11 protein-coding genes are annotated in these 12,322 nt (G+C 45.0%); 7 read left to right on the top strand and 4 right to left on the bottom strand.

The annotated features are described in order from the left end of the window. Positions 1 to 158: 158 nt before the first annotated feature. Together ACTTK7_RS06140 and ACTTK7_RS06135 are read right to left on the bottom strand one after the other, a co-directional pair. Positions 159 to 710, bottom strand: coding sequence for a DUF2812 domain-containing protein (locus ACTTK7_RS06140; RefSeq protein WP_462866650.1), 552 nt, complete (start codon positions 708 to 710; stop codon positions 159 to 161). Continuing rightward, the gene (locus tag ACTTK7_RS06135; RefSeq protein WP_462866649.1) at positions 689 to 1,045 is read right to left on the bottom strand and encodes a PadR family transcriptional regulator; all 357 of its coding nucleotides are present in this window, start codon (positions 1,043 to 1,045) and stop codon (positions 689 to 691) included. The genes ACTTK7_RS06140 and ACTTK7_RS06135 overlap by 22 nt, the downstream gene beginning before the upstream one ends. 148 nt (positions 1,046 to 1,193) lie before the next feature. On the opposite strand from ACTTK7_RS06135, the gene ACTTK7_RS06130 reads away from it, so the two are divergent. Continuing rightward, positions 1,194 to 2,174: a hypothetical protein gene (locus tag ACTTK7_RS06130; protein WP_462866647.1), complete on the top strand. Its 981-nt coding sequence runs from the start codon at positions 1,194 to 1,196 to the stop codon at positions 2,172 to 2,174. A gap of 736 nt (positions 2,175 to 2,910) precedes the next feature. Here ACTTK7_RS06130 and ACTTK7_RS06125 read toward each other — a convergent pair. After that, positions 2,911 to 3,249, bottom strand: coding sequence for a hypothetical protein (locus ACTTK7_RS06125; RefSeq protein WP_462866646.1), 339 nt, complete (start codon positions 3,247 to 3,249; stop codon positions 2,911 to 2,913). 157 nt (positions 3,250 to 3,406) lie between these two features. Here ACTTK7_RS06125 and msrA point away from each other — a divergent pair, with 157 nt between their 5' ends. The 4 genes from msrA to ACTTK7_RS06105 all read left to right on the top strand — a co-directional run bounded on the left by msrA (position 3,407) and on the right by ACTTK7_RS06105 (position 8,259). Beyond that, on the top strand, positions 3,407 to 4,534 hold the full coding sequence (msrA, locus tag ACTTK7_RS06120; RefSeq protein WP_462866644.1) for a peptide-methionine (S)-S-oxide reductase MsrA: 1,128 nt from the start codon (positions 3,407 to 3,409) through the stop codon (positions 4,532 to 4,534). Between the two features lie 296 nt (positions 4,535 to 4,830). After that, positions 4,831 to 5,793, top strand: a complete 963-nt coding sequence (locus tag ACTTK7_RS06115; protein ID WP_462866642.1) for an arsenic resistance protein — start codon at positions 4,831 to 4,833, stop codon at positions 5,791 to 5,793. Positions 5,794 to 6,318: 525 nt separating this feature from the next. Continuing rightward, positions 6,319 to 7,467 carry a hypothetical protein gene (locus ACTTK7_RS06110; protein ID WP_462866640.1) on the top strand — a complete coding sequence of 383 codons (1,149 nt, stop codon included), beginning with the start codon at positions 6,319 to 6,321 and terminating at the stop codon, positions 7,465 to 7,467. Between the two features lie 498 nt (positions 7,468 to 7,965). Further along, entirely contained in the window at positions 7,966 to 8,259 is a 294-nt protein-coding gene (locus ACTTK7_RS06105) for a hypothetical protein (protein WP_462866639.1), read from the top strand. A gap of 584 nt (positions 8,260 to 8,843) precedes the next feature. Here the strand turns inward: ACTTK7_RS06105 and ACTTK7_RS06100 are convergent. After that, positions 8,844 to 9,878 (bottom strand): zinc-binding alcohol dehydrogenase family protein, encoded by a 1,035-nt coding sequence (locus ACTTK7_RS06100; protein ID WP_462866637.1) that lies wholly within the window; start codon positions 9,876 to 9,878, stop codon positions 8,844 to 8,846. Between the two features lie 201 nt (positions 9,879 to 10,079). On the opposite strand from ACTTK7_RS06100, the gene ACTTK7_RS06095 reads away from it, so the two are divergent. Together ACTTK7_RS06095 and ACTTK7_RS06090 are read left to right on the top strand one after the other, a co-directional pair. After that, on the top strand, positions 10,080 to 10,283 hold the full coding sequence (locus ACTTK7_RS06095) for a hypothetical protein (RefSeq protein ID WP_462866635.1): 204 nt from the start codon (positions 10,080 to 10,082) through the stop codon (positions 10,281 to 10,283). A gap of 302 nt (positions 10,284 to 10,585) precedes the next feature. Continuing rightward, a complete protein-coding gene (locus tag ACTTK7_RS06090; protein ID WP_462866633.1) occupies positions 10,586 to 12,031 on the top strand; it encodes an NADP-dependent glyceraldehyde-3-phosphate dehydrogenase in 1,446 nt (481 codons plus the stop codon). Positions 12,032 to 12,322 lie beyond the last annotated feature (291 nt).

Below are 12,322 nucleotides of genomic sequence, written 5' to 3'. Positions count from 1 at the left end.
GTTGGTACTCTCAACATAACAGAGGGGCAGATGTTTTTTCATTTCTTTTTATCAAGAACATATTTTGGTGTTGAGCCAAAAATTTAGCGCAAGATTTTTTTATATGATGCGAGTTTGAAAATTACCGTCAGGATTATGATTCCTGACGGCTTAAACAATTAGGCCTCTTTCTTTTGCTGAAGCTGGCGCACTTTGAACTGATAGCCGAAATAAGGTAATGCGGTAAAAATGAGCGGCATTAACGCAAGCATGGTCACAACAGTATCGATAATGCTAACCCATGAAGAGGAAGGAAACAGCGACGATAGAACCCAAAGCACCGAAACAAGGAACAGAAAAATTATCAGCGACACCAGCGCGTATCGGCCAAACTGCTGCTTTTGCTGTTGATAGACATCCTGCTTATCCTGCTGCTTCGTATATAAAGGTTTCGTTTCAGGTGGAGCACGGAAAATATGTGTGTTTTCTTCGGCAGAGCATACGTGCTCCCAGCCGGCATCCTGATACAGCTGAAAATAATCCGAATCGGGACGGAGACGGTAATCCAGTTCGTATTGCATGCTTGCAGGCTGTCCGCGTTTCAGCTTGTAGCCCAAAAAACCAAACTGCTCCAGATGCCAGCCTTTGCTGGCCTGCTTCTCTAACTTTTTCACATCTTTGTTTTCCGAGAAGGCGAGACCGCCGCTCGTCACATATTTTCGTTTGGCCATGGTAATGGCCCTCCTTTCTGTTGAAGCGCTTCTTTTCCATGTTTTACCATCTGTTCCCGGCGCTGGACTTCCTGCTGAAAGACGTCCATCCCAGTCTCTGTAATAATATAGATCTTTCGCTGCTCGGCTTCCTTCCACAGTTCAATATAGCCGACATTAAGAAGCTTCTGGGTCATCGTGTAGACCGACCCAGGTCCCAGGTTGACCTTTCCCTCTGTTAAATCAGTAATAGTCTGCATAATGGCATAGCCGTGCTTTGGCTTCATCAGAGCTAAAAGAATATAGTAGTGAGTATCCGTTAAGTCGCCGGAAGCCAGACTGTCTTTGCGTCCCAAAAAAAGGCCTCCTTTCATATCATTTAATGATAGGTTGTAAAATATTATATCATTAAATAATATAAATGCAACTTGAATGATTTGAAATGTTTGGAAATGATATATTGATGGGAAAAAAGTTGGTGATGGAATAAAGGAGGAAAAACTGATGAAGCGCATTGCGAAATGGACAATTTCCACCATTACTGCTACCGGTATGATCGTGACAACGGCCGGAGCCCAGGCATCCAATGATCAACCAGAAGAACAAAAGATGAACGTACATACGATAGTAGCCTCAGAGATGGTGATGACAAATGAGGATCCAGGAAAGAGCATAGCGATCATGCGGGCTGCTTTAAACGCGCATGGATATTTAATGGCTGCTGAGAGCATATTTGGGCCGAAGACATGGGATTTTCTCGATGAAGATCAAAGCATTGAAAATGAAAGCGGAAATTTATCACCGGACGAAAAACAGGAAGTGGCGGTAGCCTCAGGGGAAGAAGCCATTGAAACAATTAAGCAGAATGAAGACTTCGGTGAAGACATACGGTTCGATGATCTTGGCGGTGACTTGCGGGAAGACAAACAGGGAGCCTATTATACAGTTCAATTAACATCACAAGAGCTTTCAGAAGCCGGAGGAACGGGGACCGTGGACCGGTTTAAGGTATATCAGAACGGAGAGTATAACTCTGTCTACGGGGAAGAGCAGAATACAGGCAGCAATCAGGAGCAGGGCACAGATGAAGATACTGAACGCTACGTAAATGCCCGCTTTGGCTACCATATCGATTATCCGGCTGAATGGGAACCGCAGCCGGAAGCGGATAACGGGGACGGAAGAGTTTTACAAGTTTTTGACGACAGCCATAACGTTCTTGTGTATGGAAGTCACGAGGATAGTGATAAGGCGGAAGTGACAGAGAGCGGTTCGTACAAAGAGACGGAGCTGGAAGAGGGCGTAACGGGATATTATCAGCTATCCGAGGAAGAGGAGAGCTTTACTTTCTCCATGCGGGTGTTTGAAAACGATAATAAGTATGGATTTGAAGCGGAAGTGCCGGAAGAACAGGGCGCCCCGTCGCAGGAAGAGATTCAGGAAATTGCCAGAACATTTACTGTGTCTGACTCCGAAGAAGAATAGAAAAGGCGGAGGCGGCGGTTATTGCCATCTCCGCTTTTTTAGAATTTTTACAATAAGTATAAACTGTTTCTTTTAAGAGGTCTGATAACATTGCTAACTGGTATTGCCATAGCTTTTCCCTTACTGAGATAATGAATGGAGAAACTAGAGACCATGTCGAACGTAAAAATACATAAGCTTGATAAGCAGAGAAAAAATTAAAGGGTTCATTATGTCACAGGGGGGAAATGAAAAAATGAAGGTTATGACCATATGCCATCAGGTATTTTGCATTGTAGTTCTTATTTTGGTGGGGTTAGATTTTACAGGAGTTATTACTATCCCCTTCTGGCTTTTTAATGGGCTGGTGGCTGTATTGCTTATATCAACAATTATTATTTGGATAGACCAGAGAAAAAGAAAAAAAGCAAACATTGAGTCGTGAGATATTTTTATAGCGTGGCTGTATTAGCAATTTTCGAGGAGGGAGCTAAGCATGAAAAATAAGTATGTGCGATTTCTGGTATATTTTCTTTTTGGTATGATTGTGGGACTGGTATTACTCTTGCTGGCAAATTAATAAGGAAACCTTTATGGCTTGAATGACAATTTTGTTGATAAAAAGGAGAAGCATATATGGCTATTTTTTACGTCCTGGGCAGTATAGCCTCCGCGATATTTCTCTATTACTGGGGCAAAAAATCGAATGAAAATAAGAGTTAAAGGATGGACGTTAATTAATAAAATCTCCCTTCTTTCACTCCTTTATCATTTCATAAATAGCGATCCCTATCCATCCCAGCCCCGTACCTAACCAGATAAAAAATGTTAAAACAGCATAAGCAATGCCGGTAAAAGGATCATCCGGTCCCAGAAAACTATAAAAAATAATTCCTATCCCTCCAGATACCAATAAAGCAGTCAAAATATGCACAAATCTCTCTGTCTTCGGCAATAGGTAGCTGAAAAATATGATGGCGCCGATAATAATTAAAATCGCAAAAAAGAACCCATACTGCGCTATAAATGTCATGGTCTGTACCTCCCATAGATGTGCTTTAATGATGTTCATGCTGTTAATACCTAATTTTACCATCTATTTAAGATCCTGGTCTTTTTCAAAATCCGGGTCTTTTAAAATTTTTTTATATCTCTGTGGCTCCAGAGCATTTCTGAATGCTAACAAGTTGGAATAATGTTAAAGTCGTTCCCTTTTCTTTATAATGAAAGAAAAGAAACTAAAGGGGAGTTATATGAATAAAAAACGGTGGTTTTTTAGTATAACGGCAGTTCTTCTTCTGGCCGGCGGCTGGTATTTGTATCAGGCGTTTACGGCCTCGGAATATGAAGAAGTGGTCGCGACGGAACAAACGGAGCTGCAGGGGGATTTAGAAGGGATGGAGCAGGCTACATTTGCCGGGGGATGCTTCTGGTGCATGGAGCCGCCGTTTGAATCCCAGCCCGGCGTCGTCAGCGTGATTTCCGGCTATACGGGCGGGGATGAAGAAAATCCTACGTATGACGAAGTGTCGAACAAAGAAACGGGTCATCAGGAAGCGGTTCAAATTACGTATGATCCTGAAAAAATCAGCTACGAAGACCTTCTGCAGATTTTCTGGCGCCAAATTGACCCGACGAATGACGAAGGGCAGTTTGTGGATAAAGGAGAGCCGTATTTATCGGCCGTGTTTTATCATGATGAGGCACAGCGGCAGGCAGCGGAAGCGTCATTAATAGAGATGGAGAACTCGGGCCGGTTTGATGGAGAGATCGTGACATCCATTGAAGAATACGATACGTTTTACGAAGCAGAGGCCTACCATCAGGATTATTATAAGAAAAACCCGGGAAGGTACGAATATTACCGTAATAACTCCGGACGCGATGCCTACTTAGACGAGGTATGGGGAGAGGATAAAGAGTACGAAGTAAGCACAGATTCCCCGTTTGCTGTGGAGGATAAAGAAGCGGCCGTGTCTGAACTGAACAGCATGCAGTATGAGGTGACGCAGGAAGACGGAACAGAGCCTGCTTACGATAATGCCTACCATGATAACGAGAAAGAGGGAATATACGTTGATATCGTCTCCGGGGAGCCGCTGTTCAGCACGCGCGATCAGTATGACTCCGGCACCGGCTGGCCGAGCTTCACGAAGCCTTTGGAGCTGGGTAATATTACGTATGAAGAAGACGGCGGCATTTTAGGCACGAGTGTGGAAGTGCGCAGCAAGCATGCAGACTCTCATTTAGGGCATGTGTTTCAGGACGGTCCTGAGCCGACAGGCCTCAGATACTGCATGAATTCAGCAGCGATGGAATTTATTCCGGCCGATGAATTGGAAGGCACTGAATACGAAGAGTATGCAGCTGATTTTAAATAGCAGAAAAGTAGTTTCTAAAACTTGTTTTGCAGATTTATGTTCTGTTTAAACAGCAAAAAGCAGCCTCGTATCTCTTTAAAAAGGGATGCGGGGCTGCTTTTTTAGCACAGGCTATCGATTATAATATTTAAAGCATCTTCTAATTATGGTTGTTTGAATTGATATTTTGGAGAAAAACTTTTATGTGAAGAACCTTCATTCAGGATGCTGACAACGACTGGGAGGCACCTGTTTGGTATGATAGGGGGGAACGAAAACTTATCAGACTTACCGGGACCCATGGAAAGGAGGAAGCCGTGAATATCATCGAAAAATATCAAACGCTTCTAATTATCATGGCGGTAGGCATAGGTCTGGCTCTGGGGCAGGTGAGGACGATCGGTACCCACGCGGAGGTACTGATTGTTCCTTTTTTGCTGCTGATGCTGTACGGCTTATTTTTATCGATTCCGTTAAAGGATCTGCATCAGGCCTTCACACATCGGGTCTTTCTCGGTGTGAGCCTGGGGATCAATTTTATCTGGACCCCGCTGCTTGCCTGGGGTCTTGGCGCCCTGTTTCTGACCGAGCATCCGGCCTTGTGGCTCGGATTTATCATGCTGATGGTCACGCCCTGCACTGATTGGTATCTTGTTTTTACATCCATCGCCAAAGGCAATCTCGCATTATCGACGTCGATTCTTCCCCTGAATCTCGTCCTGCAGTTCCTGCTGCTCCCCTTGTATCTCTTCTTGTTTGCCGGAACGATCGAAACGGTGGCACTGCCGACGATCATCGAAAGTGTCCTGCTCGTGCTGCTGCTGCCGTTTCTGCTGGCGCAGGGAACCAAGTATCTTTGGCGTCGACAGCCCGAATTTCTGAAATACAGGTTGCTTCCGTTCTTTTCCCGGGCCCAGATTTTCTTTCTGGCCCTGGCGATAGCCGCGATGTTTGCCTCTCAGGGGTCGGCGCTCTTAAATAACTTGAGCGTGATAGCCATTCTCGTGCTGCCGATTCTCCTATTTTTTGCCATAAATGTGACGGTCGCCCAAATGACCGGACGGGCCCTGCGGTTTTCTTACGAAGAAACGGTCAGCCTGACATTAACCATAGTGGCACGAAATTCGCCGGTGGCCCTGGCGATTGCGGTCACCGCGTTTCCTGATCAGCCGCTGGTAGCTCTGGCTCTGGTAATTGGTCCGTTGATTGAGCTGCCGATCCTTGCAGGAGTTGCCCAGGTGCTTCTTGCGTTTCGGAGCCGGGACCGCCTGCTCTTCTGATGACGAACATTTCCCACGAAAACGCCCACGGGATGGAGTCTTCATGGACGGCGTATAGCATAGAGGCGAGGCCAACTGTATGCTGGGCGGTTTCTGTTATGAGAATATTTCCATCAGCCAGCGATTATTAAACGTTTGTTAAGATTAACCGGCAAGGCTCGTGGCAGGCCTGCGTGCATGATATATTATTTTCGGGAGCGATACCCCTCCCCATTACTCCCCTTATGTAATGATACCCCGTTGGAAAGCCGGCCGAGAGGGCTGGCTTTCTTTCGTTGCGATTAAAAGGTAAAAAGCAAAATTTCGTTCATCAGAATCTTATTGGATGAAGCAGAAGCTACAAAGGACAAAGAGAATAACGAATATTCTGCTGAAGCTGAAAAAGACCAGCTTCAGTATTGACGTTCAATATATTAACAAAAGAAGTTTTTACTATTAATTGTAAAATGAAGGTTGAAGTAGTACGATAATCATGAAATGCTGACAATAAGTTACAGTAGATAACTGGAAGAAGGATGAATACATATGAAACGAAAACTGCTGATAGGAAAAGAGCTTCTAATGATCGGACTGGCGGTAATACTTGTCGCATCGGTTCTCATTTTTATACAGCGGGAGCCGGAGATGATCTCAGATTCTTCTTCTACGGATGAGCCTTCTCGTTCAACTGCCAATGAAAAGAGCGATGGAACAGAGGGCACAGAAGCTGATGAATCACAGGAAAAAGCTAGGCCGGAGCAGGTATATGAGCCTGTAGAACCAGAGAGTGACAGTATCCCGTTAAAGGAGCGGCTGGAGCAGGAAGAATTGGAATCGATGCCTCGATCTGAAGCAGGAACAGGAGAAAGTACAAGGATGGTTCCGTTTGGGGAAACACAAATTAAAGGCACCGAGGACCAGACGGATGGGCCGTTGAAGGAGCATCGGCTGGTTACGTATTATGGGCACCCAAACTCCACCAATATGGGAATACTCGGGGAAATGGAGCCCGATGCTTTAATGGAAAAATTAAAGGAAGAGGCCCAGGCCTATTCCAACGCTGATCCATCTCATCCAGCTGTTCCCACCATTGAACTCATAGCCACCGCTGCACAGCGGGATCCCGGTCCGGATGGCAACTACGTTCGTATGACCCCGCCGGAGCAGATAGACAGGTATGCCAGGCTTGCCAAAGAAAATGACGCTTTATTGATGCTCGATGTCCAGTTGGGCAAGGATTCGGTGTTAAACCAGGTGAAATCCCTGGAGAAATGGCTGAAGCTTCCTTATGTGCAGCTGGCCATCGACACGGAATTCCAGGTGGGTGAAGGAGAAACGCCGGGGGTCGAGCTTGGACAGGTCAACGGAGCGGAGGTTCAAAAAGCCGTGGACTATCTTACGAAGATGGTGGAGGAGAACAATCTTCCGGACAAAATGGTGCTCGTTCACCAGTTCACCGATGCAGCGCTGACGAATAAGGAAGCCATTCAGCCGACTGAGCACGTGGAAGTCGCTTTAAACTTCGACGGGTGGGGAGGCTCTGCTGTGAAAATGGCTAAATACAGAGATCTGGTGCGGAATGAACCTGTACAATACGGTGGGTTTAAGGTGTTTTATGATAAAGATGAGCCGGTCATGAGCCCGGAAGAAGTCATCCAGCTGGACCCTGCTCCTGCTGTGGTGAACTATCAGTAACGCTTCTTTGAGCTTGAAGCGCAGCGTTTTCCAAGCCTGGCTGATAAAAAATTAGTGCTGTTAAATTTGTCAGCTACAAACAGCCAATACGTATTTATTTTATTACAGAGAAGTCAATCTTTATAAAGAATGGCTTCTCTATTTGTCCATCTCTTTAAAGTTACCATTTCATGCCAATCTGTTCACTTAACCAATAATAAGAGCCGTGGTGTGAAGAAATTTCGAATTCATTTGTCTTTTTCTATTCAAAATGAATTTGGAAGGGGCATCAGTGAAAAAAAGCCTACCAGCTTTTCCAATGATATAGATATGGTGGGTAATGAAGCACTATACGATATGCTTTAGAAACAAGAGTTCTAATATTTGTAAACATGGCAGGGGTATATGTTATGATGTCATGCAAAATGAGCTTCGGAAACTAACATGAACTTTCCATCATTTTGTCGGTTCACTTCAAAAAAGCGAACGGGTTATTTTCTAAATAAAGGGGGAAGTACAATGTTAGATTGGGAGATTATATGTATAACAACGGTGGCTGGGCGTTTGCCTTATATTGAAGAGGAACTTTGGCAGGCGCAGCATCAGTTGCATACGTTGGAATATCAGATATGGCAAGCGTGGCGAGAGGCCTGGAGCAGCCAGGAAAATCCTCGAAGAGAGCATTCGCAACGTCAAGCCATGTTTGAGGTCAGCGGGTCCCAAGGGTTATCGGTTCCTGTGGTTCAGGAAATGGTCAGATATGCTGAAAATCGCGTATGGCTGGCCCAGGCTAAGGAAGAAACGAACTTATAGAATACAGGCCTTGATGAAATATCGCCTGGAAGGGCATGCTGTGCTGAACACGAAACGAAAGTCACCTGGAAAATGTTCTTGTCAGCTTGCAATACTCAATAAAGAATATCTAATGAACATCCTGCAATCCAATCCTGTGAAGTATTTGTGAAGATGGTATTCTTCGTATATTCACATTCGGCTACAGATGATACAGTGACGTAAGATTCACACTTTCCCCGAGTACCCCTTTAACGTTCGATATGTATTCGAACGGCCAGCCAATTGGCTGGTTTTTTTAGTTTTGATCTCCTTATTATTAACTGCAATAAATTTTTCATATGCCCACCTTATAAAACTATTCTTCCCATGGGATAATATTCAAATCGTTCAAAGTGAATATTCTTTTGAAAAAATTAATTATTGTGTAAAAAAGAGAATCAACCTGTTTTCCCGTTATCTCTTGAAAGAAAAAGATGCCATTCGATTGTGGGTAGATCCTTTAATGAATGTTTTATGTCTGAGAATGCAGTGTAATTACTGTACGCTAAAAATATTAAAAGCACCGTTCCCCTTAAGAAAGAAGAACGGTGCTACATTTACTTTTATTTGAAAGGGCCTTCCAGAACTACTTTGCCGATTGTACTTCCCTCTTGAATCTGATCGTAAGCTTCTTTCAATGTTTCCACTGAAATAAGGTGAAGGGTTTTCGTTACTGTGGAGTGGATTTTCCCAGCATCCACCCAATCGGCCAGCTCGTTCAACAGGCTATGCTGCTGCACCATATCCGCGGTCTGGAAAAGAGAACGGGTGAACATCAATTCAAAAACGAAAGTGACACTTTTGCTGAACAGCGCCGTGTCCAGCGGTTTTTCAGTCGGCAGAATAGAACAGATTTTTCCCTGTGGCAAAATAACGCCTGCCATTTCTGCCATATGATCATCGACATTATTTAAACAGAAGATGTAGTCAACACCATTTACGCCAAGATGCTCCAGCTGGGGACCAAATGGCTCGTGATGATTGATGGTTTGATCTGCCCCGTGGTCTTTAACCCACGCTACAGTTTCAGAACGGGAGGCAGTGCCAATAACTGTCAGTCCGGCCAGTTTGGCAATTTGTACAGCAATAGAGCCTACCCCGCCTGCGGCTCCGATAATGAGAATACTCTTCCCAGCATTTTCTGCAGCGTCTTTTGCAATGCCGAGTCGGTCAAAAAATGCTTCGTACGCAGTAATGCTGGTCAGAGGCAGGGCAGCAGCCTGAGGGAAATCAAGATTTTTTGGCTTTCTTCCCACGAGTCGCTCATCCACCAGATGAAATTCGCTTTGGCCACCCGGACGATCAGTTGCCCCGGCGTAAAATACCTCGTCCCCTTCTTTAAACAGCGAACTGTGTTCTCCGGTCGCTACAACAACTCCTGCCACATCACGGCCAACCACTGTAAATGAATCATCGTCCTCCTGCTTTCCATCACGTGTCCGAATATCAGTCGGGTTGCCGGATATCGCTTTTACTTCTATAAGGAGATCGTGTCCTTTTGGTGTCGGCTTCTCCTGCTCTGTCTGTTTAAAGTCAGGCGCCCCTTCTTTAACGCCCGGCTTATAAAATCCAAAGGTTTTCATTGTTTCCGGCTTCATTTCCAATCGCCTCTCCTTTAATGCATGTATTAGTGAGGAAACACTATTTTTATACTACACATTGGAATTAGATCTTACAAAATATTGGATTTTGAAAGCTGTAATTTCTATCTAACGCTTTTGTAACAGTATTACGATAGAGGTTCCCCGTTCGCGCTCTCCTTTTTTGGCGAGCAATGGACGGAAGAATCGCTGATTAACATGGCGTATGATTACGAGCAGGCGACCTATCATCGGGAAACGCCAGAATTAATGGTAGCGGAGAACGGCGAAGAAGGAGGAGAACTGCCAGAAACGGCTTCTCACGTTCCTGCATATATCATGGGGGGATTGCTTCTTAGTGGTTTGGGAGCACTATGTTTACTTCCGCGTTACCGGAGAAAATCTTCGATGACTAATGAATAAGGAATTAATAAGAAAGATGAGCATAGTAATGTCTGCTCGTCTTTTTTATTATTTTATAATCTAATGATTTATCTTATCTCCCTGCTTAAAGTGGAGTGTAGACCATAGAGATTTTGATTTTTTGTATGAAAACTGCTGATAAAGGAAGTTATGTTTTCTAGAAAAATAAATAGAATCGTATCATTCCCTATGATTCTAATCTGATTACTTTGCATTTGGGGCTTGTGGATGATAACCCTTATGTGGTTTAATAGAAAACATTAACCTTTAAGAGGTTAAAAACATAGAGGGGGAGAGAAAAGATGACGGCACGGAAAACGGAAGATGTGTTTGAAACGCTGCTGAACAACCAGTGGATTGGGAGTGAGAGCGGGGAAACGGTTCCCATTTATGCTCCCGATGACCATGCAGTGGTAGGAAGCGTACCAGCGTTAAGTCAGGAGGAAGTGAAAAAAGCGGTTCAACACACCGCGGAGGTCCAGGAAGCATGGGAAGCCAGAGAAGGTCATGAGCGTTCGGAACTGCTTCACCGGTGGGCCGAAGAGCTGGAAAAGATGACCGATGAGATTGGGGAAATGATCCACCTGGAAGTAGGAAAAACGCTCTCCTCGGGAAAAAGTGAAGTAAAGCGTACCGCCCAGCTGATTCGTCATACAGCCGAAGAGGGGCTTCGGACACATGGGAGCTTTATTCAGGGGGACGCCTTTCCCGGAGCGACGAAACAGACAAAAGCGATGGTGCAAAAAGTTCCTCACGGGGTGGTCCTGGCGATTTCTCCATTCAATTATCCTGTCAACCTGGCCGCTTCGAAGATTGCACCGGCACTTATTACCGGCAATACCGTGATCTTCAAACCAGCGACCCAGGGAGCGATCAGCGGATTATTGATGATCAAAGCGCTCGTGAAAGCCGGACTGCCGGAAGGCGTATTGAACGTCGTGACAGGACGGGGATCGGTGATTGGCGACTTCATTGTCACTCATCCTCTGATAGATATGATTACATTTACCGGAGGAACGGATACCGGAAAACATATTGCAAAACAAGCTTCCATGATCCCGGTGGTGCTCGAGCTTGGCGGCAAAGACCCGGCGATTGTCCTGGAGGATGCCGATTTGGATCAAGCCGCCAAAGAAATTGTCAGCGGGGCCCTGAGTTACTCCGGCCAGCGCTGCACAGCGATCAAGCGTGTGATTGTCATGGAAAACGTCGCCGATGAACTTGTGGAAAAAGTACAGACACTCGTGTCTGATTTAAAGGTAGGCATGGCCAGAGAAGATGCGAGTGTGACGCCGATGATCGATCAGAGGGCGGCTGATCATGTTACCCGACTGATTGACGAGGCCCGGGATCGGGGCGCATCGGTCGTCCTTGAAGGCATTAGAGAAAAGAATTTGTTGGGACCGACGCTGCTGGATCATGTTACTGAAGACATGGCTGTTGCCTGGGAAGAACAGTTTGGACCAGTCATACCTTTTCTGCGGGTCAAAAGTGAACACGAAGCCATCATGTTGGAAAAGCGTAACGAGTATGGGCTGCAAGCCAGTGTGTTCACGAAAAATCTGGAGAATGCCTTCGCAATTGCCGATAAGCTGAACGTGGGTACAGTGCAGGTGAATGGCAAAACCTCCCGCGGGCCGGATCATTTCCCATTTTTGGGTGTGAAAAATTCAGGTCAGGGTGTCCAGGGTATTGGACGAAGCATTGATTCGATGCTTCGCGACAAAGTACTTGTGCTTAATCTATAAAAAGCTGGTAATAGGTGCATTCAATTATGTATGAAAATTTCAGAATTTTTCATGAAATAAAACTTTAATGTTCTGCACTGGTATTTCTTGTATAGGCAGCCAACAAGTACTGCAAAAACATGTTATTTATATTTTCAATATGCATGTTTAATTGTAAACAGAGGTCTTCAACGTTTCTAGTTGAGGGCCTTTGTTTAGTTTGTTCAACTATTGCCAACACTGTTTCATCGAATGTGTTGCTTGCTTCATGATTTTTAAGGTAACTATTGCTTTGCAAGATAACCAAAGAGT

The sequence above is a fragment of the Marinococcus tarijensis genome, assembly GCF_054971385.1.
The sequence above is the reverse complement of the archived record's forward strand: the minus strand, read 5'-3'. Positions and strand labels throughout refer to the sequence as shown.

Coding starts and splice junctions, on each gene's coding strand:
- ACTTK7_RS06140 (WP_462866650.1), bottom strand. CDS start 710: ATGGCCAAACGAAAATATGTGACGAGCGGCGGTCTCGCCTTCTCGGAA.
- ACTTK7_RS06110 (WP_462866640.1), top strand. CDS start 6,319: ATGAAACGAAAACTGCTGATAGGAAAAGAGCTTCTAATGATCGGACTG.
- ACTTK7_RS06125 (WP_462866646.1), bottom strand. CDS start 3,249: ATGGTAAAATTAGGTATTAACAGCATGAACATCATTAAAGCACATCTA.
- ACTTK7_RS06100 (WP_462866637.1), bottom strand. CDS start 9,878: ATGAAGCCGGAAACAATGAAAACCTTTGGATTTTATAAGCCGGGCGTT.
- msrA (WP_462866644.1), top strand. CDS start 3,407: ATGAATAAAAAACGGTGGTTTTTTAGTATAACGGCAGTTCTTCTTCTG.
- ACTTK7_RS06130 (WP_462866647.1), top strand. CDS start 1,194: ATGAAGCGCATTGCGAAATGGACAATTTCCACCATTACTGCTACCGGT.
- ACTTK7_RS06095 (WP_462866635.1), top strand. CDS start 10,080: ATGGCGTATGATTACGAGCAGGCGACCTATCATCGGGAAACGCCAGAA.
- ACTTK7_RS06090 (WP_462866633.1), top strand. CDS start 10,586: ATGACGGCACGGAAAACGGAAGATGTGTTTGAAACGCTGCTGAACAAC.
- ACTTK7_RS06105 (WP_462866639.1), top strand. CDS start 7,966: ATGTTAGATTGGGAGATTATATGTATAACAACGGTGGCTGGGCGTTTG.